This is a genomic window from Parasedimentitalea marina (genome assembly GCF_004006175.1).
Classification (GTDB): domain Bacteria; phylum Pseudomonadota; class Alphaproteobacteria; order Rhodobacterales; family Rhodobacteraceae; genus Parasedimentitalea; species Parasedimentitalea marina.
Genome location: NZ_CP033219.1, coordinates 1929766 through 1954111 on the forward strand (window position 1 = coordinate 1929766; position 24346 = coordinate 1954111).

The 24346-nt window shown below is 55.3% G+C and carries 21 protein-coding genes and 5 pseudogenes; 16 read left to right on the forward strand and 10 right to left on the reverse strand.

The genetic code is table 11. The annotated features are described in order from the left end of the window. The first annotated feature begins 37 nt into the window (after positions 1-37). The 4 genes and pseudogenes from EBB79_RS09420 (at position 38) to EBB79_RS09435 (ending at position 3705) form a co-directional block, all read left to right on the forward strand. Complete coding sequence (locus EBB79_RS09420) at positions 38-1201, forward strand: M20 aminoacylase family protein (protein WP_127748652.1); 1164 nt, start codon at positions 38-40, stop codon at positions 1199-1201. Positions 1202-1283: 82 nt separating this feature from the next. Beyond that, a pseudogene (speB, locus tag EBB79_RS09425) lies at positions 1284-2251 on the forward strand (agmatinase). Beyond that, positions 2244-3191 (forward strand): agmatinase, encoded by a 948-nt coding sequence (speB, locus tag EBB79_RS09430; protein ID WP_127748653.1) that lies wholly within the window; start codon positions 2244-2246, stop codon positions 3189-3191. The pseudogene speB (EBB79_RS09425) and the gene speB (EBB79_RS09430) overlap by 8 nt, the downstream one beginning before the upstream one ends. Positions 3192-3250: 59 nt before the next feature. Beyond that, positions 3251-3705: pseudogene (locus tag EBB79_RS09435) on the forward strand (DUF1499 domain-containing protein). 11 nt (positions 3706-3716) lie between these two features. Here EBB79_RS09435 and EBB79_RS09440 read toward each other — a convergent pair. Further along, positions 3717-4016, reverse strand: a complete 300-nt coding sequence (locus EBB79_RS09440) for a hypothetical protein (RefSeq protein ID WP_127748654.1) — start codon at positions 4014-4016, stop codon at positions 3717-3719. A 61-nt stretch (positions 4017-4077) separates the two neighbouring features. On the opposite strand from EBB79_RS09440, the pseudogene prfA reads away from it, so the two are divergent. The 3 genes and pseudogenes from prfA (at position 4078) to EBB79_RS09455 (ending at position 7045) form a co-directional block, all read left to right on the forward strand. Continuing rightward, positions 4078-5132 (forward strand): annotated as a pseudogene (prfA, locus tag EBB79_RS09445) (peptide chain release factor 1). Next, complete coding sequence (prmC, locus tag EBB79_RS09450; RefSeq protein WP_127748655.1) at positions 5129-5971, forward strand: peptide chain release factor N(5)-glutamine methyltransferase; 843 nt, start codon at positions 5129-5131, stop codon at positions 5969-5971. The pseudogene prfA and the gene prmC overlap by 4 nt, the downstream one beginning before the upstream one ends. Before the next feature lie 228 nt (positions 5972-6199). Continuing rightward, entirely contained in the window at positions 6200-7045 is an 846-nt protein-coding gene (locus tag EBB79_RS09455) for a DUF4167 domain-containing protein (RefSeq protein WP_127748656.1), read from the forward strand. Positions 7046-7224: 179 nt separating this feature from the next. Here EBB79_RS09455 and rsmA read toward each other — a convergent pair. From rsmA to lptF, 7 genes and pseudogenes are all read right to left on the reverse strand, one after another. Next, positions 7225-8067: pseudogene (gene rsmA, locus EBB79_RS09460) on the reverse strand (16S rRNA (adenine(1518)-N(6)/adenine(1519)-N(6))-dimethyltransferase RsmA). A gap of 82 nt (positions 8068-8149) precedes the next feature. Further along, the gene (gene pdxA, locus EBB79_RS09465) at positions 8150-9121 is read right to left on the reverse strand and encodes a 4-hydroxythreonine-4-phosphate dehydrogenase PdxA (RefSeq protein WP_127748657.1); all 972 of its coding nucleotides are present in this window, start codon (positions 9119-9121) and stop codon (positions 8150-8152) included. Further along, on the reverse strand, positions 9118-9876 hold the full coding sequence (locus tag EBB79_RS25445; RefSeq protein WP_338045797.1) for a peptidylprolyl isomerase: 759 nt from the start codon (positions 9874-9876) through the stop codon (positions 9118-9120). Before EBB79_RS25445 ends, pdxA begins: the two co-directional genes overlap by 4 nt. Next, positions 9828-10385: a SurA N-terminal domain-containing protein gene (locus EBB79_RS25450; RefSeq protein ID WP_338045798.1), complete on the reverse strand. Its 558-nt coding sequence runs from the start codon at positions 10383-10385 to the stop codon at positions 9828-9830. Before EBB79_RS25450 ends, EBB79_RS25445 begins: the two co-directional genes overlap by 49 nt. After that, positions 10370-12515, reverse strand: a pseudogene (locus EBB79_RS09475) (LPS-assembly protein LptD). Before EBB79_RS09475 ends, EBB79_RS25450 begins: the two are co-directional and overlap by 16 nt. Before the next feature lies 1 nt (position 12516). Beyond that, positions 12517-13620 (reverse strand): LPS export ABC transporter permease LptG, encoded by a 1104-nt coding sequence (lptG, locus tag EBB79_RS09480; protein WP_127748658.1) that lies wholly within the window; start codon positions 13618-13620, stop codon positions 12517-12519. Beyond that, positions 13617-14759, reverse strand: coding sequence for an LPS export ABC transporter permease LptF (gene lptF / locus EBB79_RS09485; RefSeq protein ID WP_127748659.1), 1143 nt, complete (start codon positions 14757-14759; stop codon positions 13617-13619). The genes lptG and lptF overlap by 4 nt, the downstream gene beginning before the upstream one ends. Before the next feature lie 179 nt (positions 14760-14938). On the opposite strand from lptF, the gene EBB79_RS09490 reads away from it, so the two are divergent. The 7 genes from EBB79_RS09490 (at position 14939) to EBB79_RS09520 (ending at position 20462) form a co-directional block, all read left to right on the forward strand. After that, the gene (locus EBB79_RS09490) at positions 14939-16426 is read left to right on the forward strand and encodes a leucyl aminopeptidase (protein WP_127748660.1); all 1488 of its coding nucleotides are present in this window, start codon (positions 14939-14941) and stop codon (positions 16424-16426) included. A 7-nt stretch (positions 16427-16433) separates the two neighbouring features. After that, positions 16434-16892: a DNA polymerase III subunit chi gene (locus tag EBB79_RS09495; protein WP_127748661.1), complete on the forward strand. Its 459-nt coding sequence runs from the start codon at positions 16434-16436 to the stop codon at positions 16890-16892. Between the two features lie 114 nt (positions 16893-17006). Next, positions 17007-17378, forward strand: a complete 372-nt coding sequence (locus tag EBB79_RS09500; protein ID WP_127748662.1) for a hypothetical protein — start codon at positions 17007-17009, stop codon at positions 17376-17378. Positions 17379-17491: 113 nt separating this feature from the next. Then, complete coding sequence (locus EBB79_RS09505) at positions 17492-17923, forward strand: c-type cytochrome (protein ID WP_127748663.1); 432 nt, start codon at positions 17492-17494, stop codon at positions 17921-17923. Positions 17924-17932: 9 nt separating this feature from the next. Next, entirely contained in the window at positions 17933-18274 is a 342-nt protein-coding gene (locus EBB79_RS09510) for a copper resistance CopC family protein (protein ID WP_127748664.1), read from the forward strand. A 2-nt stretch (positions 18275-18276) separates the two neighbouring features. Continuing rightward, complete coding sequence (locus EBB79_RS09515; protein WP_127748665.1) at positions 18277-19143, forward strand: copper resistance D family protein; 867 nt, start codon at positions 18277-18279, stop codon at positions 19141-19143. 8 nt (positions 19144-19151) lie between these two features. Further along, a complete protein-coding gene (locus EBB79_RS09520) occupies positions 19152-20462 on the forward strand; it encodes a multicopper oxidase family protein (protein ID WP_127748666.1) in 1311 nt (436 codons plus the stop codon). 163 nt (positions 20463-20625) lie between these two features. Here the strand turns inward: EBB79_RS09520 and EBB79_RS09525 are convergent, their stop codons facing one another. Both EBB79_RS09525 and EBB79_RS09530 read right to left on the reverse strand, forming a co-directional pair. Beyond that, positions 20626-21039 (reverse strand): hypothetical protein, encoded by a 414-nt coding sequence (locus EBB79_RS09525; RefSeq protein ID WP_127748667.1) that lies wholly within the window; start codon positions 21037-21039, stop codon positions 20626-20628. Positions 21040-21147: 108 nt separating this feature from the next. Further along, positions 21148-22059, reverse strand: coding sequence for a LysR family transcriptional regulator (locus EBB79_RS09530; RefSeq protein WP_127748668.1), 912 nt, complete (start codon positions 22057-22059; stop codon positions 21148-21150). Between the two features lie 91 nt (positions 22060-22150). Here EBB79_RS09530 and EBB79_RS09535 point away from each other — a divergent pair, with 91 nt between their 5' ends. Both EBB79_RS09535 and EBB79_RS09540 read left to right on the forward strand, forming a co-directional pair. Next, positions 22151-22942, forward strand: coding sequence for a HalD/BesD family halogenase (locus EBB79_RS09535; RefSeq protein WP_127748669.1), 792 nt, complete (start codon positions 22151-22153; stop codon positions 22940-22942). A 104-nt stretch (positions 22943-23046) separates the two neighbouring features. Next, complete coding sequence (locus EBB79_RS09540; RefSeq protein WP_127748670.1) at positions 23047-24306, forward strand: M24 family metallopeptidase; 1260 nt, start codon at positions 23047-23049, stop codon at positions 24304-24306. Positions 24307-24346: the final 40 nt, after the last annotated feature.

A 24346-nucleotide genomic window follows, 5' to 3' on the forward strand; every position in this document is an offset into this window, starting at 1 on the left:
ATGCATCAATCCCGAGTCTGACCTAGGAGTCCAGCCCATGCCCGTTGTTAACCGTATCGCCGACTTTGCCGAGGACATGAAGACTTGGCGGCGGCATTTGCACACTATACCGGAACTTGGGTTTGATCTGCCAGAAACATCCAGTTTTGTGGCCGAGCGTTTGCGGGAATTCGGGGTTGATGAGTTGCATGAGGGGATCGCGCAAACAGGCATGGTTGCCATCATCAACGGTCAAGGGATTGGGCCGACCATCGGGTTGCGTGCGGATATGGATGCCCTGCCGATACCCGAAAACACCGGTGTGGAATATGCCTCGACCAAGGACGGGAATATGCACGCCTGTGGTCATGATGGGCACACGACGATGCTGCTCGGGGCTGCAAAGTATCTGACTGAGACACGGAACTTTTCCGGCCGGGTGGCATTGATTTTTCAACCGGCCGAAGAATCCGGTGGCGGGGCTGGTGTAATGGTCGACGAGGGGATCATGGATCGGTTCGCCATTGATCAAGTGTATGGCATTCACAATGCACCGGGATTGCCGGTGGGGGAATTTTTGACCACTCCCGGCGCTCTAATGGCAGCCGTCGATGAATTTCATGTCAACATTCAAGGGCTTGGTGGGCATGGTGCAATGCCGCACGAGACCCGTGACCCGGTGATGGCAGCCTGTGGCATTGCCCAGGCGATTCAGACCATCGTCAGCCGAAATCACTATGCCCTGCAGGATCTGGTGATTTCGGTTACCCAAATCCACACTGGCACAACCGATAATGTTATTCCGGATACTGCCTACATCAATGGCACTGTGCGCACATTTGATCCGGGCGTGCAGGCCATGGTGATGAAACGGATGCAAGAGATTGTGGATGGACAGGCATCCAGTTACGGGGTCGAGGCAAAGCTGGACTATGAGGTCGGCTATCCTGCCACCATCAATGACGCTGACAAAGCAGCGTTTGCTGTGTCTGTGGCCGAGGAAATCTCGGGGGAGGGTAAAGTGGATGCAGTGGGGCGTCGTGAAATGGGCGCCGAAGATTTTTCGTATATGTTGCAGGCACGTCCGGGGGCCTATTTGTTTTTGGGCCAGGGTGAGAGCGCCGGGCTGCACCATCCAAAGTACAACTTCAACGATGAGGTTTCGCCGGTTGGGGCCTCATTCTTTGTTCGGTTGGTTGAGCGGGCGCAGCCGATGCGCTGACAGATCTATGAACTGGTGAGGTGACAGGGGACAAGCGGTCAGCTATGCCAAAGCGCAATGGCAGGCGGAAGGGGATACAGTAATGGCTTTGGAAGACGCAAAACACATGGTGGATCACGCATTTACGCGTGACGATCTAAGGGGTTTGAGTTTTGAAAACACTTTTGGTGGGGTCACTTCGTTTTTGCGACGCCGTTATACCAAAGATCTGAGCGGCGTTGATATTGCCGTTACTGGTGTGCCGTTTGACCAAGCTGTGACCAATCGTCCGGGAACGCGACTGGGTCCACGAGCAATCCGCGAGGCCTCGTCGCTGCAGGCACCGGATGCGCCCTATGGCTGGGGCTATGACCCATTGAGTGAGCTGGCTATTGTCGACTACGGGGATATGGCGTTTGACTATGCCAATATTCCGGCATTTCCGGATAAACTAACCGATCATATCCGCACCATTCTGGCTGCCGACGCCGCCTCGGTCACCCTTGGAGGGGATCATTATATCAGCTTCCCGATCCTAAAGGCCTATGCGGAGAAATACGGACCGATTTCCTTGCTGCAATTTGACGCCCATACAGACACCTGGGCCGATGACGATATGTCACGGGTAGATCATGGCACTATGTTTTACAAAGCGGTAAAATCAGGCATTGTGGACCCGGCGACCTCGGTCCAGGTCGGCATTCGGACCCACAATGAAACCACCCTTGGTGTAAATATCATTGATGCCGCAACGGTGCATGAAATTGGCCCGGTTGAAACTGCCAAGCGGATCAAAACGATCCTGGGCGACAATCCCACCTATCTGACCTTTGATATTGATGGATTGGACCCGGCCTATGCGCCGGGAACCGGGACCCGGTCTGGGGCGGTCTCAGCTCGGGGCAGGCGGCGCGCATTCTGCGTGACATTGCCGGTATCAATATCAAGGGCGGCGATGTAGTTGAGGTGTCGCCGCCATTTGATACCACAGGCACCACGGCCATTGCCGGTGCCCATGTGGCCACTGAAATTATCTGCCTGCTGGGCTGGAATAAGAGAAACAATGACTGAGTATAATCAACCGATCAGCGGCAACGATCTGGCCAGGTTTTCTGGCCCTGGAACGTTTATGCGATTGCCGCAGGCGACCTCGCTTGATGGCTTAGATGTGGCCGTCCTGGGGATTCCGATGGATATCGGAACCTCGTGGCGATCCGGCACCCGGTTTGGCCCCAAACAGATCAGAGCCGAAAGCGCGATGATCCGGCCCTATAATATGGCCACCAAGGCGGCCCCGTTTGAGTATCTGCAAATCGCGGATATTGGCGATCTTGCGATTAACACATTCTCGTTGCCAGACAGCCTGCGCATTATCGAATCCAGTTATGATGCAATTGTTGGCACCAGTGTTGTGCCGGTGGCGATGGGTGGGGATCATTCGATCACCTTGCCGATACTACGCTCGATTGCCAAAAAATATGGTCCGGTGGCCGTGGTGCATGTGGATGCCCATGCGGATGTCAACGATGACATGTTCGGTGAAAAAGAAACTCATGGCACAGTGTTTCGCCGCGCCTACGAGGAAGGGCTGATCCAGGCGGACAAGACCTATCAGGTCGGTCTGCGTGGAACTGGCTATGCGGCCAGCGATTTCACCGAGGCACAGGGCTGGGGCTTTCAGCAGTTCCCGGCTTCCGAGCTGTGGCATCGATCACTGAACAATCTGGGTGCGGAAATACGTCGCGATATTGGCAATAGGCCAGTCTACATCACCTATGATATTGATAGTCTGGACCCTGCTTATGCTCCGGGAACCGGAACACCAGAAATCGGCGGTTTAACAACACCGCAAGCCCTGGAGTTGATCCGGGCATTGCGGGGGGCGAATATCGTGGGTTGTGACTTGGTTGAGGTCTCGCCTCCGTATGACACTACCGGCAATACGGCGTTAACCGGCGCGAACCTATTGTATGAGATGCTGTGCATTCTACCGGGTGTGACGACAAAATAATGGGGTTTCTCAAGTCCAATCACGGCTTTTGGGCCGTAAAACTAAGGACTGGCTGAGGTATGGGACGAATTATGCTATTCGCTTGGATATGTGGGGCTGCTGCCATCGTGGTGCTGGGCCTCATTCGGTTGGCACCTGTTGACCCGCTGGACTGGAATACCCAGCCAGAACTTTCCGAGGACAAGACGTTTCGCGGCGGAGTGTTCCGGGTGGTGCGCACCGGACCTGACGGGTTAGCCCGGTTTGATCGGGTGGCAAGTGAGGCGCCGCGGACCAAGTTGCTGGCGGGTCAGTTGAAGACGGGTTAGCTACCTATGTGACCCGAACCAAGTTTCTGGGCTTTCCGGACTACACCACCGCGCGCCAAGACGGGGATCTGCTGAAAGTCTACGCCCGTCTGCGGTTTGGGCGCTCAGACCTGGGTGTGAATGGCGCACGGATTGCCAGCTGGCTGAGTCTGATGGGGATCAAAGAGAGCCCAAGCACGGCCCCTGATGAGGTACAGACCAACTAGCTGAGCTGCCGTTACAGCTGTGGAAATACCTCTAGTGGGCTATACTCGCCTGGTGTTTGATCCAACGACGAAGATAAACACCCCTGGTTCACTTCACGCCACATTGGTACGTTCAGGGACATCTGGCATTGCGCCATGAACATGCGGCCATCAACCTGCAAACAGATCGTTTGGCCCAATTCTACCCGTGATCCTGACCTGTCCGTGCAATAGCAATCAATGGTCTTGCCGCCAGGTGCGGTGACATCTGACAGTGCTGGATGGGCACTTAGGGTAAGCGCGGCGACTATAACGGCTCTGGCATGTTGCATGGCGCTAGCATATCACAAGGATCAGGCCTGACCAAATTTCATCACAAGCGGACGATCCCCTATGGTTCCCGAAGAACGTCTTGAACAGATCATCCAGCGGTTTCAGTATCTTGAAGCCCTGATGTCCGATGGCAGCAGTGGCAGTGATATTGCCCAGCTGGCCAAGGAATATTCGGACCTGCGGCCAGTGGTCGAGCAAATCACTGGCTATCGGCGACTCATTACCGATCTGGACGAGGCCCAAGAGATGCTGTCGGACCCGGATATGAAGGCGCTTGCCGAAGAAGAGATCCCCGCGTTAAAGGCCGCTATTCCGAGCGCCGAAACCGCCTTGCAGGTGGCGTTGCTGCCCAAAGATGCAGCAGACACCAAACCTGCTATGCTGGAAATTCGCCCCGGCACCGGCGGCGACGAGGCGGCGCTCTTGTTTACGATTTGCTGCGCATGTATCAGCGCTACGCCGAGGCGCGGGGCTGGAAGTTCGAAGTGCTGGAAGAACAGTTGACCGAACTGGGCGGCATCAAGGAAGTTGTCGCGCATATCAAAGGTGAAAACGTCTTTGCTCGAATGAAATTCGAATCTGGTGTGCACCGGGTGCAGCGGGTTCCGACCACGGAAAGCGGCGGACGCATTCACACCTCGGCAGCAACGGTTGCGGTGCTGCCTGAGGCCGAGGATGTGGATATTGAAATCAACGCAAATGATCTGCGTATCGATACCATGCGTTCGTCCGGGGCTGGCGGGCAGCACGTGAACACCACAGATTCCGCGGTGCGGATCACCCATTTGCCCAGTGGCGTTGTCGTCACCAGCTCGGAGAAATCGCAGCACCGCAACCGTGAGATCGCGATGCAGGTTTTGAAGACTCGGTTGTTTGATCTGGAACGCCAGCGAGTGGACAGCGAACGTTCGGCGGACCGGGCTGCACAGGTTGGGTCGGGTGATCGCTCGGAACGGATACGCACCTACAATTTCCCACAGGGCCGGATGACAGATCATCGGATCAACTTGACGCTCTACAAGCTGGATCAGGTGATGGCGGGAGATCTGGACGAGGTGATTGATGCCTTGTCAGCTGACAATCAGGCGCGGCTTCTGGCCGAAATGGGGCAATGACCGGCGCGCAAACCGCAGCGCAGGCGATGGTCGCCGCCACTGCGCGATTGCGGGCGGCTGGCGTGCCAGATCCGGCCCGCGATGCCCGGGTGTTACTGGCCCATGCCGCGCGGATTGAGGCCAGTCGGGTGACGCTGATTGCGCCCGAGGATCTGGAATCCGATATCGCAGAACGCTATGAGCAGTTGATCGCGCTGCGGGCCATCCGGGTGCCTGTATCGCATCTATTGGGCGAGCGTGAATTTTATGGCCGCCGGTTCAAGGTATCGGGTGATGTTCTGGACCCGCGCCCGGAAACGGAATGCCTGATTGAGGCCGCCCTGGCCGCACCATTTCAGCGGGTATTAGATCTGGGCACCGGATCGGGTTGTATTTTGGTGACGCTGCTGGGAGAACAGCGGGACGCCACTGGCCTTGGTGTGGATCTAAGCGAAGCGGCTTGTTTGCAGGCCAGTGCCAACGCAGTGCTGCACCGGGTTGAGCCTCGGGCTGATATTCGCCAATCGGATTGGTTTCAGAACGTAGATGGTCAATTTGATCTTATCGTGTCCAACCCTCCCTATATTGCGCTGAATGAAATGCCGGGGCTTTCGGCCGAGGTTCGAATTCATGAACCGGAAATGGCCCTGACGGATGGTGGCGACGGTTTGGGGGCCTACCGCCGTATTGCCGCGAACGTGGGACACTACCTAACACCGGGTGGTCGCGTTTTGGTTGAGATCGGTCCAACCCAAGCGGCGGCGGTGGCTGCCCTGTTCGAATTGGCTGGATTGCGTCAGATCCGTGTCGTTCAAGATTTGGATGGCCGCGATCGGGTGGTTTGTGCGCAAAGCGCCTAATCCAGATGAGGTTTGGCGCCGAAAATGGCCAATTTGATCGAAAAAAGTCGAAAAATCCTATCCTGCCTCTTGTCTGGATGTGCCGGACAGGGTTACACATAGGCGTCGCAAGTGTGTTTGGCTCAGAACCCTTCCCGGCGACACCAAGCCCAAAATGGTCGATGGTCCGGTGCTAATATGCACAGTTTGGGATCTGCGACGCAACGAATCAAGGCTGACGTTATACAAATGAGATCGTCTAAATCACGTTCGCGGTCGAAGTCGAACCGCAATCGCCCCGCTGGTGGTGGTAATGTTGTAAACCGGGTTTTTGATAGCTCGGGCCCAGAGGGCAAGGTGCGTGGCACCCCGCAACAAATCATCGACAAATACAACCAACTGGCGCGCGATGCGCAGTTGGGCAGTGACCGGGTCGCAGTTGAGAATTTCCAACAGCATGCCGAGCACTATATGCGGATGTTGGGTGAGGCTCAGCGTGAGCAGGATGCCCGTCGCGAAGAGCAAGAGCGGCAAAACCGTGATCGCCAGGCAGAGCGTGATCGTGAACGCGTCGAACGTCAGGAGCGCGAAGCTGCCGCTCGTAATGACGCGGCTGCCCGCAACGAACCCGTTTCAGCGCCAAGACCCGCCCCGAGCGATGATCCAGCAGGCGCACCACAACCTGACGTTCTGGATATGAGCAGCCCTGTCGAGGCATCTGGGGATTCTGGTCTGGTCGAGACGCCAGAAAGCAAACCCAAAAAACAAAGCACACGTCGCCCTCGCACGCGTAAGCCTGCGCCAAAGCCACAGGAACCAGTGGCCGACAAAGCCGCCGGGGAACCTGCTGCGATGAAGGCCGAAACGCCGGCGGCGCCAGTCGCGCCTAAGGTTGAAAAAAAACCTGCGAAGGCCGCCGCACCTAAGGCAGAGGCACCAGCGGCTCCGGTCGCCCCAAAGTTGAAAAGCCAGTCGCCGCGCCTGTTGCGCCTAAGGCTGAAACACCAGCGGAGCCTGCCATTAAATCTGGTGATGCGCCCAAAGCGGCTGAGTAAGTTTTTTTATGAGACATTGAAGAAAGCCCCGGTCCAGTAGGGACCGGGGCTTTTTTACGTCTGGGGTTCAGGTTTGAGGATCTGGGCAAAGAACCCCATAACAACGCAATGTCCCGTATCTATCGCAGGCGCATTGGATTTGGCATTGGGGTATGAGACATACCCAATGCCAAAGGCCGTAAAGATCTGGTTTTCAAATTTCAGCGGTGATCGCAGAGATCAGCAGTCGGGGTTTAGACTGCGTGCCAGGGCACAGAATGCCTCCAGACTGACCTGTTCCGCGCGTTCAGTCGGAGGAATGCCCGCAGCATTCAGGTGGTCCTCGATGTCTGGTGACACAGATTTCAGCGCGGATCGCAGCATTTTGCGGCGTTGGTTGAAAGCGGCGGCCACCACCTGATTCAACGTGGCTGCATCGGCGGGAAAACGCGGTTGAGCCAGGGCCGTCAGATGGACCACGGCGCTGGACACTTTGGCGGCGGTGTGAAGGCGCCTGGAGGCAGGGATAACACGATATGCGGTTCTGCGCGCCACTGGGCCAATAGGGCCAGGCGGCCATATTTCTGGTGCCAGGCTGCGCTACGATGCGCTCGGCGACCTCGCGTTGGAACATCAGCGTCAGGCTTTGCCAGAACGGCGGCCATTGTTTGGGGTCAACCAGCGCACCAGTAATTCTGTACCGATGTTGTAGGGCAGGTTGGCGGCTACGCGGATCGGTGGCGTCAGGTGCTCAAGCGGATTAACCTCGAGTGCATCCCCTTCGATCACCTGCAAGCGATTAGGATAGGCGTCAGAGATCTGAGCCAGTGCGGGCAAGCAGCGGGCGTCTTTTTCGACCGCCAACACCCGGCGTGCGCCCTCGGCCAGCAAGCCCCGGGTCAAGCCGCCGGGTCCGGGACCGATTTCCAATACGTCGCAACCGCTCAGGTCTCCGGCATGCCGTGCGATCTTGGCCGTCAGGTTCAGGTCCAGCAGAAAGTTCTGCCCCAGTGATTTGCGGGCGGACAACTGGTGGTCTGCAATAACCTCGCGCAGGGGAGGCAGAGTGTCGATGGCGGTCATAGGGTTTCTAACTTGCTGCTGGGCGGTAGGATAAGCAAAGATTTTGTGCCTCCGGCGGGGATACTTAGGGCCAGATGAAGGATCAAGAGGTTCTGGCCATGGTCTGCGCCATTTTAAGGGCTTCGATCAGGCTGCTGGGATTGGCCTGTCCCTGTCCAGCAATATCACAGGCGGTGCCGTGATCTGGGGAGGTGCGAATAAACGGCAGGCCCAGGGTGACGTTGACGCCGCGGTCAAAATCCAGCGTTTTTATCGGGATCAGCGCCTGATCGTGATACATGCAGATGGCCGCGTCATAGCGGGCGCGGGCCGCGGCATGGAACAGAGTGTCGGCAGGATGCGGGCCAGTGAGGTCGTATTGTTCTGATTGCAGGTCGCGCAGCAGTGCAGTGATCCAGGTCAGTTCTTCCTGGCCCATTGCGCCGCCTTCACCAGCGTGGGGGTTTAGTCCGGCCACGGCTATGCGCGGGTGAGCGATGCCAAACTGTCCTTGCAAGCCTTGAACCGTGATGGCGATGGTCTCGCGCAACAAGGCTGGGGTGAGCTGCTGCGGCACCTCAGCCAGCGCAATATGAATAGTGGCAGGCACCACGCGCAACTGTTCTGAGGCCAGCATCATCACAACCCGGTTGCGTCCGGCCAGTGCGGCGAGAAATTCGGTGTGACCGGGATAAGCAAACCCCGCCCCGTCAATCAATGCTTTCTTATGGATCGGTGCGGTACAGATCGCAGAGGCCTGTCCGTCCTGCACCAAGTTGACAGCCGTCTCTATGGACCCAATGACGGCCGCAGCGTGCTGTGAACGTGGTTGGCCGGCGATGACGGGTCCCTCAAAGCGCTGGGTTAAAACAGGTAGGGCTGTGGCGCAGATGTTCAGCGCCTCTGCAGGGGTGGAAATTTCGACAAATTCAGTGCCTTGGGGAAGGTGACGAGGGTCGCCAATCCAAAAGAACGGGCAGGTGTCGCGTAAAACATCCCATGCCTTGACGGTGATTTCTGGGCCCACGCCCGCGGGCTCCCCACAACTGAGCGCAATGGGGAGGAGGGGGGTCATTTTATGACAATCTCGGCGTCAGCACGCAATTGCTCGATGAAACTCTCGGAATAGGCCTCGAGCCTTTGCTGAGTGAGTGCATTTGCGACTCCCTGGCGACCATTGTCTTCGTCAGACCCCAAATCAGCAGTGCGACCACACATCATCAGCAACATCAGTGTTTGGCCAGAGTTGCGGGTCAGAACGGTAGATGTCTCGCCAGTGTCCAGTTTTGCCAGCTCAATTGCGATATCCTGAGGGATCTCGGCTGGAACCAGGCTTTGGATGTCCAGAACCGCAGGGTCTTGGTCTTTGGCGATTCCATAGAGATCGTCACAGGTGTCGATCTGAGCGGCTACACGTTGGGCGGTTGCCTGGGCGTCCGCACTGTGACCACCTGGAATGAAGTAGCTGGCATATTCGATTGCTGCATATCGTGGCGCCGCACCGGCAATTTCGCGAACGCCGCGCATTTGAAACAGCGCAATAGCGCCCTGAAGGGGCAGTGGAGCGGTGATTTCGCCAGTGTTCAGAGCTAATACAACTTCTTGCAGTTGTGGTGGCAATTTGGTCAGTGACATCCAGGGAAGGCGACCCTGATTGGTGCGGCTGTCGGCAGCGGAATATTGTGTCGCGGCCGCTGAAAACTCTGAGGTACTGCCCAGCTGGCTGATTTGTTCGGCGAGTTCTCCAACCTGAGGTGCATTTTGTTCATTTATCGGGATGATCACTTCGGACAAAAGCACCTGCACACCGCCAGTGCCCGCCCGCCCCATTGCACGATCAATTTCCGCCTCGCTTGGGCGCGCCGGGACAAGAACCGTGACCCGACGTAGTCACGCCAGGTCAGTCCGGCAATGGTGTAATCGCGGAGAGTTTCAGGCGACACACCATTTTCGCCAAGTGCTTTGGTGAATTCCTCGAGTGTCAGATTGGCACGACCTGCAAGCTCGGTCATGCCAGCAGTGACCGCGTCTTCGGAAATACTTATGCCGGCGTCAGATGCGGCCTCTTTTTGCAATCGGTCCTTGATCAAATCCTCAAGAGCGAGTGAGGCAGGGTCACCGGGGATACCAAGCAACCGGTTGAACTGGGTCCGTTGGTCTAGTTCAAAGTTTGTGATCACCGATTCATTCACGATGACAGCCGGCGAAAATAATCCCTGTGCCGACAGGAATTGGGGAAGCGCGACCGCCGTCCCAATAATAAGGGTCGTGTAAGTTACACGGACAGCACCACGGATGAAATCCGGGGCAGAGAAGCAAGACTTTAAGATTTGCTGCATGATCGCCTGTAATTTTGTGTGCCGCTATCAACGGAAAAACCGTTCAATGCGATGGTAAAGCCGAAATCGGTCGAAGGCTCAACACTTGATGTGGTAGTGTAGCGCCTGTTAACAGAAAGATCGACCGTTACGCATTCGTTGCTGTAGACAAATCCGATGCCCGCCCGAGACGCCCGAGAGTCGGAAATATCGTAGCGTATATTGGCACTGGCGGACCAGTTCGCATGAACCTGATAACTGCCGTCGAACCAAACTTCTGAGGTTTCTTCGGTTCGACCTTCGTCTACGTCAGTGCCAAGCCACAGATAGCTGCCAGAAAGTTGGGCTGTCTGATTGGACCAATCTCCGCGAACTTCGGCCTTAGAGAAGTTCAGTGAGCCATTTAGCAATCCGCGCGTTGTGAGGGCCAGGCCATCATCCAGTTTGAGCTGCCCAGCCAAAAGAATATCGGAAGAGGTGCCGCCAAGACCTGAAGACTTGGTAAAGCTGTTGTTTGCCGTGCTCCGGAACACTTGGCCAATTGCGCCTGAGGCCTGCCAGCCTTTGTTAGAATAGCGGGCCCAGTTGACCCCATAGACCAGTGACAGACCTTCTTCACGGGCATCAGTTGCCGGAAATCGGGAAATTTCCAGTAGATTGCCCTGATCGAATTCGACGAAATTGCTTTCGTCATTTGGGACTGCATCGCCAATGGTTTCGCTCCAGCCCAGTTGCAAGATGGGCTCCACAAATTCTGAATCCCCTGAGGCAGTGCGCCGGGTCATAGGCAGGCGGAATGTGACTGCACCCCGTGGCGTTATGCGGGATTCATTTGACGCATAGTTCGTGTCATCTTGAATGTTAAACGCATCGGCAGACATGCCCAATTGGGTCTGGGTGACAATCCCGTTTTGCAGATGCCATTCCCGGTCCCAATTGGCATCCAGAGTAGTTCGGGCGACATCGCGTCCGACAACATCTGTGTTGGTAGAGCGGGTATGGGCATGTGCCAACAGGGTCATTTGCACTTCACCGCCCAGTTGGGAGGGATGAAACCGCTGCTGATAATACGCGTCTCCGATGGACGACGGGATTTCAGTCTGCACCTCTGTGTCGCGCAGGGTTTTGTAGTAAATCGCACTTGCACGGAAAAAGCTATCGCGATGGATTTTTGAGAGCGTCAGTTGCGAGCGTAGACGGTCAAGGTCTGGCAGCCCGTAATCTGCTAGGTATGCATTGTCCGAAGTGGTTCTGATTCCAAATTCAAGCTTGAAGTCATTGCGCAGATCAAATGCACCATCGGCAAACAGATAGCCGCGGGTGTCACCCGGCTGCAAATCATCGCGAGTAATGGCACCTTCAATTTCAAGGGCTCCATTTCTAAATGCCTGTCGGTACCGCGCATCCAGAGTACGGGTTTTGATGACAGATAGGGGCCAACGTCAGGTCCCGGTTGTCGCCAAACGTAAAGAAATACGGAACTTTGATACCGGTACTTAAGGCCGAGGTGGTGCGCACGGACGGCACAAGGAAGCCGGAGGCCCTATCGAGTGTTGGATCAGGCAGGCGCAGGCCTGGAAAATAGAACACCGGTACGTCCAGAATTCTGAATTGCGCATTCTCAAAATAGAGCTGCTTTTCCAACTGGTCATGGGTGACCCGCTCGGCACGGATTTGCCAAAGCGGTGGCGAGCCGTCGCCACAAACGTGGCAAGATGTAACGGATGTCTTGTAGAGTTGCGTATACCGACCACTGACGCGGGTCATCTGTACCGAGGCCAGCTGGAGTTGCTGCTGAAACACCATGCGGGCACCATTCAAAATGCCATTGCGCAGGTCTTTGTCCATTTCCGCGGCACTGGCCAGAATGGTGATCTCGCCGCCCTGATCAATGCGAATGGGTCCCACAATCTGGAGAGTGCCATTGTCCCGGTCAAAGGTGATTTTCTGTGCTCGCAAGCGGATATCACCCTGAAAGGCTTCGACATTCCCCTCGGCAATCAAGGTGCGTTCAGGGGTAATGAAGACCTGATCGGCAACCAACATGGCCGGTTGACCGTTGTTCGCTGGCGTAGAGGATTGCTGTGCGGCGGCGGCGGAACCCAGTGCCATCCAGGGAACAACGGTCAATACGTAAAGAGTGCGACGCATTTCAGCCATCCTCTGCGTGGAGAAGTAAACCAAGTGTCAGCAGGATCGAGGCGACAGGCGGCGCCCAAGCGGCCAAGCTGACTGGGATTTGACCGTTTTCACCCAAGATTTGAGCGAAGTTTCGAATGAAATATAGGCCAAACCCCAATAACACGGCCATGAGAACTGCCAACCCTGTGCCACCCGACCGCGCGTGGCGCATGGTAAAGGCGGCACCAACCAGAACCATCGCTACGAGAAACAGAGGTCGCGCCAGCTCCACTTGTAGCTTGACCTCAAAGCGTTTGGCCGAAAAACCGGCCTCGCCAAGTGCTCGAATTGTTTCGGGCAGATCATAAATCGAAATCCCCTCAACAGTTCCCAGGGTATCGCGAATTCGATCTTGGGTCAGTGTTGTGGGCAATAAAAGCTCGCTATGATGGCCCGAATTTGTTTCGGGGTTCAGTCCTGGGGTCAGAGGCCACTCCTTGGCATTTTTCAAAAGCCAGGAATCGCCTTTAATCCGCGCACTTTCGGCGATGATCTGGCGCATTGGGCCTCCATCTGGAGCATAGGAAACAATGGTGACGTCATATAGACTGATATCGCCAGACTCACCACCATAACCCGCCGCGTGGATGACGGATTGCCCCAGTGCACCACCCTGACGCAGCCAAAGACCCTCGCCAGAAATAGACAGGGCCGCCGGGCCGCCGGACCGGTATGTATCTGAAAGATCCTGGTATCGGTTTGACGTGGCCGCAACAATTGGGTTCAAAGTGCTGACTGTAAAAACGCCAATCAAAGCGGCCATGCTTAACGGTGCTGCCAGCGCGCGAATGCCCGATCGGCCTATGGCACGGGTCACCACCAGTTCACTACTGCGAGCAAGACCAACAAACAGTACAATGGTAGCAAGGATCATGATCAACGGCAGAAACTGGTTCAACGCCGCCGGAGCGCTTAATAAGGTCAGGTTTAACAATTGACCAAAACTAAGGTCGAGCCCGTCAAAACGTCGGAACTGTTCATTTAGGTCGATCAACATCACCAGAGTAAGCAAGACTGTGCAAATGATGGCGAACCATTGCAGGAAACGACGCGCATAATAGAGGTCTAGCTTCATTGTGCTGCCTCTCCTGTCGCATTGTCGGGACGTTGTTTGATCAGTTTGATCGGTTGGGCCGCCAGTTGAAGGAAGATGACTGTAATGACCAGTCCAAATGCTGATGGTAGGTAGATCAATGGCCAAAGGTCAGCATTTTCCAGTACTGGACCTGCAACCACACCACGCAGACTTTCGATGACAATTAGTAAAACAAAGGCCAGCAAGGCCTGTCGCCAAACGCCAAACCTTGAGAACGTCCCAAGCATCAAGGAGGAAAAGCCGATCAGGACGACGGCCACGCAAACAATGGCTCTTGCAAAACGTTGGTGAAGCTCTTCGGCCAATTGACCAAGGCTAAAAGCTTCCTGTTCCGAAATTAAAGCCGCGCGGGTTAGGAGCTCGAAACTGGGAATCACCCGAATGCCACGGATTTTCTCTCCAGATTTGTTTGCGAGTGTACTGATATCGTAGGAGAAATCTGTAAATACTGTGGACGACAGCGTGCGGCCTTTGAGATCCGTTCTAAGGGCCATACCGTCTACCATCACAAGATGAGAGCGGTCCTGGTCGCGAACCAGAAAAGCACGTGCGGCGGTATAGATCACGCTTTGATCCGAAGTACGCCGGTCTGATAGAAACACATCGTTGAGCGTCCCATCCGAATCAATCTTGCGCGTGTAAAAAGTCACGCCTTCGGCAGGATGAAGGAAATTTCCCTCACTCAACAGTTTGGCAGTGATATTTCGCGAAACTTCGGATTCTCGGTCGCGAAGTTGATCAATGGATGCGGGCAACAGAAAATGTGTCAGTGCTGACATCATTAATGCGGTAACGATCCCAAAGGCCAGCGCTGGCCGGGCCATTTGCCAGGGACTGGTCCCAGTGGCTCGCAATACTGTTAGCTCACTTTCACTGTTCAATCGGTTGGTTACCCAAACAGCAGAGGCAAAAGCCGCGACGGGTAAGACCATCCGGATTAGGTTTGGCAGCGCCAGTGCGGTAAACTCAAAAAAGATCAGCGCCGACTGTCCGTCGCCTATCAGGCGGTCAAACAGCACCACGGCCCGGTTGATCCAGAACACCGCCACCAAGATCAGTGCGAAGAAGCCGAAAAAGAGTAGATACTGGGACAGCACATATCTGTCGAATCGTGACACTGCGATCCCCCCAGACCTTGCCATTTTTATTGTCGCCGATCTTAGAGTAAAACGCCGCCGGGTAAAACTGCATTTTCCACGTGAATGCAGATCCTTCGGTACAACAGGCCCTAGTCAATTGTTGTGCTGCAGGCTAGCTGTTGAGCCAAATCGCATCAATCCAAGCTGGAGCCCGCCTCATGAACAGTCTGACACCTATCCGTTTTGTCGATTACGATCCCAAATCACTGTCAGAACTGGTTGGCCGCGTGGTGGTGCTGATCACTCCGGAAGGTCTGATGGATCAGGCTGGACGCAGTGCGAACCGCCTGAGCAAAGGCGCCTTGGCGCGGTTGATCGCCAGTGATGGCTTTCAAAAGGTCAAAACCGGCCAGGTTATTTCCCTGGGCTGGCCGGCGGGCATGCAGGTCGAAGCCTTGGATGTGCTGGTCATGCCGCGCCGCGTTACACCGATTGAAGCCCGCAAAGCTGGTGCAGCATTGGCAAAACTTGGAGCTGGTAAAACGGTGACGGTGATGGCCGGTTCCATGCCAAAAGCCGCTGATCTGGCGCTCGGAATTGCGCTGCGCGGTTACGCATTTGATCAGCATAAATCTGCCGAAGACAGTAAGGCCGCAATTGAAGTGGTGATTGCGCACAAGGCACATAACGATATCGCCGCGAAATTTGCGCCGATGCAGGCTGTCGCCGAAGGCGTCCACATGACGCGTGATTTGATCAATGAGCCGGCCAATGTTTTGACCACCACCGAATTCGCCAATCGTCTGGTTGAGATGGAAGCCATCGGCCTTAAGGTTGAGGTGCTGGACGAGCCGAAACTGGAAGAGCTGGGAATGCGCTCACTGCTCTGTGTTGGGCAGGGCTCTGATAGCCCATCCAAAGTTGTGGTTATGCAGTGGAACGGCGGCACTGATGGCGAGGCCCCGTTGGCACTGGTCGGTAAGGGCGTGGTGTTTGACACCGGCGGGATTTCGTTGAAGCCGGCGGGTGGCATGGAAGATATGACCATGGACATGGGCGGCGCGGGTGTGGTGGCAGGCACCATGCGGGCGCTGGCCTTGCGTGGCGCCAAAGCCAATGTGGTTGGTCTGGTTGGTTTGGTCGAAAACATGCCCTCGGGCAATGCTGTTCGCCCCGGCGACGTCGTGAAATCGATGAAGGGCGACACTATTGAGGTGATCAATACCGATGCCGAGGGACGTTTGGTCCTGTGCGATGTGATGTGGTACACGCAGGAACGCTTCAATCCGGTTGGAATGATTGATTTGGCGACCCTGACCGGGGCCATAATCGTTGGGTTGGGCCACGAGAACGCAGGTGTGTTTTCGAACAATGATGCGCTGTGCAATGCTTTCCTCAAGGCAGCCGCTGCCGAAGATGAGGGCGCGTGGCGGATGCCACTGGGCAAAGGCTATGATGATCTGATTAAGTCGCGCATCGCGGACATTAAAAATACGGGTGGTCGTGCGGCTGGTTCAGTGACAGCAGCGCAGTTTTTGAAGCGGTTCGTTAAAGATGAGACCCCCTGGATACACCTTGATATTGCCGGTGTTGCCTCGGTTAAATCCGACACCACCTATGCGCCCAAAGGGGCAACCGGCTGGGGCGTTGCGGCGCTGAACCGCTTGGTAAGTAATGGGTTCGAGACCCAGGACGAGATCGAGTGAGACCAGAATGGGCGCGGTTTTCTTTTATCACCTGACGCAGGGACCGCTGGACAAAACTCTCCCTGTCTTGCTTGAAAAAGCACGTGGGGCGGGCTGGCGTATCGCTGTTCGCGGCAATGATCCTGACCGCATGGGCTGGTTGGACGAACGTCTGTGGCAGGGCGCCAAAGACAGCTTTCTGGCGCACGGGCTGCAGGGCGGGCCAAATGATGCGCTGCAACCAGTGTTGCTGACGACCGGCCCAACAGCGGCAAATGCGCCGGAATGCGTGATGGCTGTTGACGGTGCACCCGTTAGCCCGGAAGAGGTTGAGACCATGCAGCGGGTCTGCGTGCTGTTCGACGGCACCGACCTTGAGGCTGTTCAACAGGCCCGGAGCCAGTGGAAAAGCCTGACTGATGCCGGGTGTTCCGCCCAATACTGGTCCGAGGAATCGGGTCGCTGGGAGAAAAAGGCCGAGAAATAATGCAGAGGCGGTGCAGTTATTGCGTAGCAGACTGTACGAAATTGTGATCCGCCCAGTCACCCGAGACTGCTGTTAAAGGTTGCTGATGCCCCGAAAACGCCCTAGCAGAATACAATGGAATTGCTAAAGCGCCTTGTCTTGACCGTTGCTTTTGGTTTGCTGATCCTGATTACAGGGCTCGGCACGACGGGGTATGCGCTTGCTATGGATGGTCAATCTGGCCACTGTGCGGATCATATGTCTATGCTCCGCGAGGCTAAATCTAACCCAAATGCTGGCAGTGACGCTTCTCAGCATGAGATGACCCCGAACTATACCGCCAGTGAACACGAAAATTGCAATGTCCATATGTGTCCGGGATTATCGAGTTTGGTCCCTCAGATTTCTGCTGGAATAGTTCGTTTCGACGTCGTTCAGGCACGTTTTGAAAGTGATCTGCGACATCTGAATCAGGTCGAAACTCCGGACCGCCCTCCTAACGGCTAAGACTGATCCACCCTGCGTTTGCTGTTTGGCTAGGCCTGGATGCTGTTGCGTCCGGTGTGGCAGCCGACGGGCTTGCGCGCAATTTCAGTCAATATCCTGGTTAGGAACACCATATGAATCGAAGATATATCATGTTGGGGGGTGGCGGTATTGTCGCCCTTGCGTTGATTGCGGTTTGGCAGACCAGATCACCGAACCAACAAATTCCCTCAGAGTCTGGAAATGGCGGGGCGATTGTCGCCGTTTTGAGTCCACCGGTTGAGGGCAATGCGGCGATTGGCAAGCAGATTTTTGAGAGTGCATGCGCCGCCTGTCATGGTGTAAATGCAGTCGGGACAAAAGGCGTTGCGCCGCCGCTTATCCACAAAACCTATGAACCCAGTCACCACGGCGATGAGGCGTTTCAACGCGCTGCTGCGCTAGGTGTCAAAAGCCACCACTGGCCGTTTGGCGATATGCCGCCAGTCCAAGGCTTGACCCGTGGCGATGTTGCCATGATCGTCACTTACATACGCGAGCTACAACGCGCCAATGGAATTCTTTGAGGTATCAACATGAAAATCATCATCACACTTGTTCTGACAACGTTGCTCGCCTCGGGTGCATCAGCCCATTCAAAAGTTAACACAACCACGCCGCCCAACAACTCAATATTAGCCAACGTTCCAACACAGATCGAATTTGGCTTTGCAAATAAAATCCGACTGACAAAAGTCGAGGTGTCCCATGACACCAATCCAGCTGTTGCCATTGAAATTGGCGGACAGACCGGTTTTGAACAAATGTATACTATGCCGTTACAAGATTTTGGGGACGGCAGCTACTTTGTGAGGTGGCGGGGACTGGGCATGGACGGTCACGCCGTGCAGGGTGAATTCTCTTTCGAGGTTAATTGAATATGCTGGATATCTGGGAAGTTGCTGCAATCGCGGCTAAGGTATTACTGTATACAAGCCTGTCCGGGGCGACAGGGCTTGTCTTAGTGCGGATTGTCTTTGTCGCCCATGTCACGTCTCTTGAACGGCGATTGCGGTCGTTTGCGCTGGTTTTGACCGGCGTTGCTTTTGCAGCGACCACCTTTAGCTTTCTTCTGCGTGGGGCCGCACTAACGGGTGATGTGTCCGGAATGGCGGATCCTGAAATGCTTGGCCTCCTTTGGACCACCTCGGTGGGGGATGTGTTGTTCTATCGACTGATCGGCATCGCCTTGCTGTTTGTTGGCCTTTTTATTCCCAAAGTCGGGGTTTGGGTGACTTTAACAGGTAGTCTGATTGCGCTTTGGTCGTTTGCCCAGATCGGTCATATTCCAGAGTTGGACCAAACCGGCATTCGCCTGTTGTTGCTGCTGCATTTAATTGGGATCTCGTTTTGGATCGGGATTCTTGCACCTCTGCGGTGGCTGGCCCGCGATCCAGAGAAATTGGCAGCGGCGGCGGATTTGGGGCACCGTTTTGGTGTCATGGCCTCGGGTGTTGTTTTGGTCCTGGTCCTGGCAGGAGGTCTGATGGCCTGGCTGATATTAGGAAGCATTTCGCTCATTTTTTCCACAACTTACGGAGTAACCCTCGTGGGTAAAGTGGCTTTGGTCGCTTTGCTGCTGGGCTTGGCCGCCGCCAACAAGTTCCGTTTCATCCCGGCAATGCAAGGCGGGGACCATGCCGCGGCAAAGCACCTGGTTCGCTCAGTTGAAATTGAAACTTTTGTCATCACTGCTGTATTGGGCGTAACCGCCACTCTGACCAGCGTTTTGGCATTACCGATGTGAGTAGCAATATGAATAGACGAGACTTCCTGGCTGCTGGAACTGCGGCACTGCTGGCACCACGACTGGGTTGGGCCAGCAGCTCACAGGATTTAGTTGCGCAACCCGTCACGGCACAAATTCTACCAGACGACAGTCCGGCATCTGCCATGTGGGGATACAACGGTAACACGCCTGGCCCCGAGCTTCGCCTGGCCCAGGGAGGCTTTGTTGATGTCAGGTTTCTGAACCAGATCAATCAGGGTTCGGCGGTGCATTGGCATGGTTTGCGGTCGGAAAATGCAATGGACGGTGTTCCGGGGTTGACCCAAGACATTGTTCCCAGCGGCGGTGAGTTTGCTTATCGCCTGCGCGCACCGGATGCAGGCACATTCTGGTATCACGCCCACAACCGATCCTGGGAGCAGGTCGCCAAGGGGATGTATGGGCCGCTGATTGTGGAAGAACGCAATCCACCGGATGTGGATCATGACATGACCGTTTTGATTGACGACTGGAGGATGTCAGAGACCGGCGTCTTGGCGGCGGATTTTGACAGTCGGCATGATCAGTCCCATGCGGGTCGATTGGGAAACTTTGCCCGGGCGATCATAACACCTGAGGCTCAGCTTCGGACCGGCGACCGCGTGCGTTTTAGACTGCTCAATGTCGCAACAGACCGCATTTTTCCTGTCGAACTGACGGGTATTCAGGGAAAGGTGGTAGCCCTTGACGGTATGCCGCTCACCACGCCTCAGGATATCGCTGATCTGGTTTTGACCCCGGCTCAGCGTGTTGATATCATTGCCGATGTCACGGCACCCGAAATTGTGCAGTTCCTGTTCCCAACGCCTGACAGTCCCTATGTTATGGGAGAGATTACCGTTTCAGGGGCCAACGACCAGCGCATCGCATCACCGATTACGCCGCTGCCGGCAAATGAAATCGCGCAGCCAGATCTGGATGCCGCGCTGTTGTTGACATTGACAATGGAAGGTGGCGCAATGAGCCCTCGCAGCACGTCTTTCAGCGATATCTGGGGCTTCAACGGTCAGTCAGGACTAACCGACAAGCCGTTCCATGATTTTGAACGGGGACAGACGGCACGTATATCTTTGGTGAACGACACCAGGTTTCCACATGGGATACACCTGCATGGCCATCACTTTTTTGAACTGAATGCAGACGGAGAGCCGGGCGCGTTCAGAGATACCACTTTGATCGAGGCCGGAGAGACGCGTGATATTTTGTGCGTTTTTGACAATCCTGGAAAGTGGCTGCTGCATTGTCACATGCTGGGCCATCAAGCTGCAGGGATGAAAACATGGGTGAATGTATCCTAATGGGCGGTTCGATTTCCCGGAATAAGTTGAGGTGCACAGGAGGATTGAGATACTAAAAAATGCTGGTACTCAGCCACAGCTAAAGGCGACCCCGGTCCCATTGTTTAACACCAATGGGGCCGCGGCCAGATTGCAGCCTTGCTGTTCAGGTCGAGGTTTCCACTCAGGCACTTGCCGCTGGACTCTCGGGTGTCACGCGCCAGAATGTAACGGCCGCATCGAACTCAGCTGTGTGAAATGCGAGTTGTTCAGGCCCCGAGTGGTCACCACTGAACCGCCCAACGCGCTGTGCGCAATCGAAAAATCCGGGTGCTGGTAATCCGTTCCGTGTTTTGCTGACCACCAAAGCTGCGATCAATGGCTGGTTGGCGGCGGCATCTTCTTTTATCAGATATTCCAATGCGAGAGTGAGCCGATGGATCGTATTTGGTGGCGCAAGGCCCAAAGCCTTGGCAAGCGCTTGATAGGTGATGGGCACCGCTTGCCCGGCAACTTGGCAAAGGTAGGCCCGCAGGCGCGGTGCCAACTGGGCGGCCGGATCTGCGGCACTGTTTTCGGATAAATCAATAGGTGGCATGTTGGTGCTCCTAATTTACATCGTCGGGCGACATCGTCTCTAGTCAGTCACGCCCCAATACTCTGACATCTTTCGAGCATCGGTTTGGGCGCCTGAAACCGTCAATAATTACGAGCGCGGGCTACCTTTATCCAGACCCAAGTATTCCAAGAGCAAACGAACCGTTGATGTTTCCGCGCGTGCATTTGGGACGACGCAAACATAGTCTTTTTTCATTGGCAGGTTCACCTTAGTCGGAGAAATCAATGAGCCGGAGATGAGATCTGCCTTTACCAACATGGAAGGGGTCAGGGCGACACCTGCGTTTTGCTTGGCTGCCGAAATCGCAAGTGACATGTCACTAAGGATCAACCCCGGGTTGGTGAGGGCGACGCTAGCGGTGCCTGCCTCTCGCCGCCAATCCGCCCAGACCGGCTCGCTGGCGTAGGCTGGTCCCCATTTATGGTGGATAAGCTTGGTGTCGGGAATATTCGTCATCATCCCGTCGGGGTCTGAGTATTGTTCCCAAAATGATGGTGAACAGACCGGAAGCGCAAAATCAGAGAATAGTGGGATTTGGCGGTACCCCGGGTAAAACGCAGACCCAAACGTCAGGCGAACATCAATCGCCTCCCGCTCAAAATCAATGGGGTCTTCCTGAACACGAATATCCAGCGCCACCCCGGTCTGCTCTCTGAAACTCAATGCTTTTGGAAGAAACCAGCGATCTGACAATGCTGGTAGCACGCTGACGACAACTTGCCGGGTGCGTTTGTTGCTGCGAACGATTTGGGCCGCATCTGACAGCTCACCAAATGCCCGAGCCAGTTTGGGGTACATCTCTTCGCCGGCGTCGGTCAGGGATATCCGGTTGCCTTTGCGCAGAAATAGCATTTTGCCCAAATGGTCTTCGAGACTTTTGACCTGCAAGCTAACAGCCGCAGAGCTGACACCCAGTTCATTGCCAGCCAGTACAAAGCTGCCGCATCTGGCCGCAACCTCAAAGGCCCGCAACCCGTTCAAGGAAGGTAGATTATGCATCGTCACCCTATTTTTTCTTATGATACCTAATAATAAATCTGGTTGTGATTGTCCATAACATGCGCTCAATGAGGACAACGGAGGACGTGATATGAACCAGTTTATCGATCTTGAAAAATATCCCCTGGACCGCCCGGACAGCGCTGAATACGCCGCTTTGGTTGAAAAGTGTCAGGCGGACCTTGCCAGTGAGGGCATGTTCAATCTGCCAGGGTTCTTTAAACCCGGCGTGGCCCAAGCGGCAGCGGATGCAGTCAAACCGGCCATGGACACCGAGTCTTTTCGCCATGCCCGGCGCCACAATGTTTACTTCAAGGACAGCGTGGATGGCCTAACAGATGCGCACCCGGCGATGCAAAAAGTCGAAACTGTGAACCACACACTTTGTGCGGATCAGTTGGTCGGCAACCCGGTGATCGATGTGTATGAATGGGCACCGTTTGCGGCCTTTCTGGCTGCAACCAAGGGCAAAGAAAAACTGTATCAGATGGCCGATAAGATGGCGCGCGTGAACGTGCAGGCGACCCGCGACGGTGAGGGGTTGAACTGGCACTTTGACCGGGCAGAGTTTACCACGACAATTCTGCTTCAAGCTGCGGAAACTGGTGGGCAGCTTGAGTATCGTAAAGATCTGCGATCGGCGGATAATCCGAACTATGACGGGGTTGCGGCGGTGCTGGCCGGAGAAGATCCGGAAACCAAGCAGATGATGCCCGAAGCGGGTGCGCTGAATGTTTTCCGAGGCGTTAACACGGCCCACCGTGTGATTCCCGTCGAGGGCCCAACCGAGCGGGTGACTGCAATTTTTTCCTACTATGAACAGCCTGATGTGGCCTTTTCGACCGAGGAACAGCAGGGTTTCTACGGCCGCTCTGTGACCTAAAACAAATAGCTCCTTCCTGGCCTGGCCCGGAAGGAGTTCCCATTTCAAACCGGGACATGGCTGCGACTTTGGCTTGCGGCAAAGTCTTGTCATAGGACGTCAAAATGACTCAAACTCAGAACGCCTTTAAAGATGATCGCAAACTGACCTATCTCAACAGCAATGGGGCTGATAAGCCGCTGATCAGCCCGGTCAGTGCGACTGTTGTGGACAGTGCGCGGAGCTATCGTTTGGGGCGTTTCAAAGAGATTCTAGTGCAGAATGATGTTGCGGGGATCATCCTGTATGATCCTATCAACATCCGTTATGCATTCGACAGCTCGAACATGCAGGTCTGGACCAGCCATAACCCGGTTCGCTATGCCATGATCTTGGCAGACGGTCCGGCGATCCTGTGGGAGTTCAAGGGGTGCGAGCATTTGAACGACGGCTTGCCGGGCATCGATGAACTTCGCACTGCCGTGTCCTGGATGTTCATGAGCAAAGGCGACAAGGCGGCTGCTGGTGTTGAAGTCTGGGCCGACGAAATTGCGGATGTGTTACGTCAGTATGGCGGCGGCAACAAACGTTTTGCTGCAGATAAACTGGATGGCCCAGGACTTCACGCCCTCGAGAGCCGTGGGTTTACTTATGTTGAGGGCGCTGAACTTACCGAGCGGGCCCGGTCCATCAAATCGGCCGCAGAAATCGAATTGATGCGCTGGACAATCCGGGTCTGCGAAGCCGGCATGGCGCGGATCTATGAGCATTCGGTTCCGGGCGTTACCGAGCGCGAACTTTGGGCGCATCTTCACTTTGAAAACGCGCGCTCTGGCGGGGATTGGTTGGAAACCAAACTGCTGGCCTGTGGTCCAAACACCAACCCCTGGTACACCGAATGCTCGGATCGCGTCTGTCAGAAAGGCGAAATGATCTCGTTCGACACTGATATGATAGGCCCTTACGGCTATTGTGCCGACCTGTCGCGCAGCTGGACCTGTGGCTATACGCCAATGAACGATACACAAAAACGCATCTACTCGACTGCGCTAGAGCAAATCGATCACAACCTGGCGATCCTAAGTCCGGGGATGAGTTTTGCCGAATATAACGAGAAAAGCTGGCGCATCCCGTCCAAGCATGTCGACTATCGCTATTCCCTGGCGGCGCATGGGGTTGGGATGGCGGATGAGTGGCCGGTTATTCCCTTGCATGTAGATTTTGGCGACACGGCAACCGGCGGCGAGATCGAGCCGGGCATGGTGCTGTGTATCGAAAGTCTGGTTGCTGAACAGGGGTCCGAAAGTGTCAAGCTTGAGACACAGGTTCTGATCACGGACACAGGATATGAACGGTTGGACAGTTTTCCTTGGGAAGTTGTTTAATTCTGAAAACCTCTGTGCGTGACACACCTGACTTGAAGGC

Bases quoted from the DNA above. Each gene is read 5' to 3' on its own strand.
- EBB79_RS09510 (WP_127748664.1), top strand. From the start codon at position 17,933: ATGAAAATCATCATCACACTTGTTCTGACAACGTTGCTCGCCTCGGGT.
- EBB79_RS09530 (WP_127748668.1), bottom strand. From the start codon at position 22,059: ATGCATAATCTACCTTCCTTGAACGGGTTGCGGGCCTTTGAGGTTGCG.
- EBB79_RS09455 (WP_127748656.1), top strand. From the start codon at position 6,200: ATGAGATCGTCTAAATCACGTTCGCGGTCGAAGTCGAACCGCAATCGC.
- EBB79_RS09440 (WP_127748654.1), bottom strand. From the start codon at position 4,016: ATGCAACATGCCAGAGCCGTTATAGTCGCCGCGCTTACCCTAAGTGCC.
- EBB79_RS09540 (WP_127748670.1), top strand. From the start codon at position 23,047: ATGACTCAAACTCAGAACGCCTTTAAAGATGATCGCAAACTGACCTAT.
- speB (WP_127748653.1), top strand. From the start codon at position 2,244: ATGACTGAGTATAATCAACCGATCAGCGGCAACGATCTGGCCAGGTTT.
- EBB79_RS09495 (WP_127748661.1), top strand. From the start codon at position 16,434: ATGGGCGCGGTTTTCTTTTATCACCTGACGCAGGGACCGCTGGACAAA.
- EBB79_RS09490 (WP_127748660.1), top strand. From the start codon at position 14,939: ATGAACAGTCTGACACCTATCCGTTTTGTCGATTACGATCCCAAATCA.
- EBB79_RS09505 (WP_127748663.1), top strand. From the start codon at position 17,492: ATGAATCGAAGATATATCATGTTGGGGGGTGGCGGTATTGTCGCCCTT.
- EBB79_RS09525 (WP_127748667.1), bottom strand. From the start codon at position 21,039: ATGCCACCTATTGATTTATCCGAAAACAGTGCCGCAGATCCGGCCGCC.
- lptG (WP_127748658.1), bottom strand. From the start codon at position 13,620: ATGAAGCTAGACCTCTATTATGCGCGTCGTTTCCTGCAATGGTTCGCC.
- EBB79_RS25445 (WP_338045797.1), bottom strand. From the start codon at position 9,876: ATGGGGCGGGCGGGCACTGGCGGTGTGCAGGTGCTTTTGTCCGAAGTG.
- EBB79_RS09500 (WP_127748662.1), top strand. From the start codon at position 17,007: ATGGAATTGCTAAAGCGCCTTGTCTTGACCGTTGCTTTTGGTTTGCTG.
- EBB79_RS09535 (WP_127748669.1), top strand. From the start codon at position 22,151: ATGAACCAGTTTATCGATCTTGAAAAATATCCCCTGGACCGCCCGGAC.
- EBB79_RS09420 (WP_127748652.1), top strand. From the start codon at position 38: ATGCCCGTTGTTAACCGTATCGCCGACTTTGCCGAGGACATGAAGACT.
- EBB79_RS09515 (WP_127748665.1), top strand. From the start codon at position 18,277: ATGCTGGATATCTGGGAAGTTGCTGCAATCGCGGCTAAGGTATTACTG.
- EBB79_RS09520 (WP_127748666.1), top strand. From the start codon at position 19,152: ATGAATAGACGAGACTTCCTGGCTGCTGGAACTGCGGCACTGCTGGCA.
- prmC (WP_127748655.1), top strand. From the start codon at position 5,129: ATGACCGGCGCGCAAACCGCAGCGCAGGCGATGGTCGCCGCCACTGCG.
- pdxA (WP_127748657.1), bottom strand. From the start codon at position 9,121: ATGACCCCCCTCCTCCCCATTGCGCTCAGTTGTGGGGAGCCCGCGGGC.
- EBB79_RS25450 (WP_338045798.1), bottom strand. From the start codon at position 10,385: ATGCAGCAAATCTTAAAGTCTTGCTTCTCTGCCCCGGATTTCATCCGT.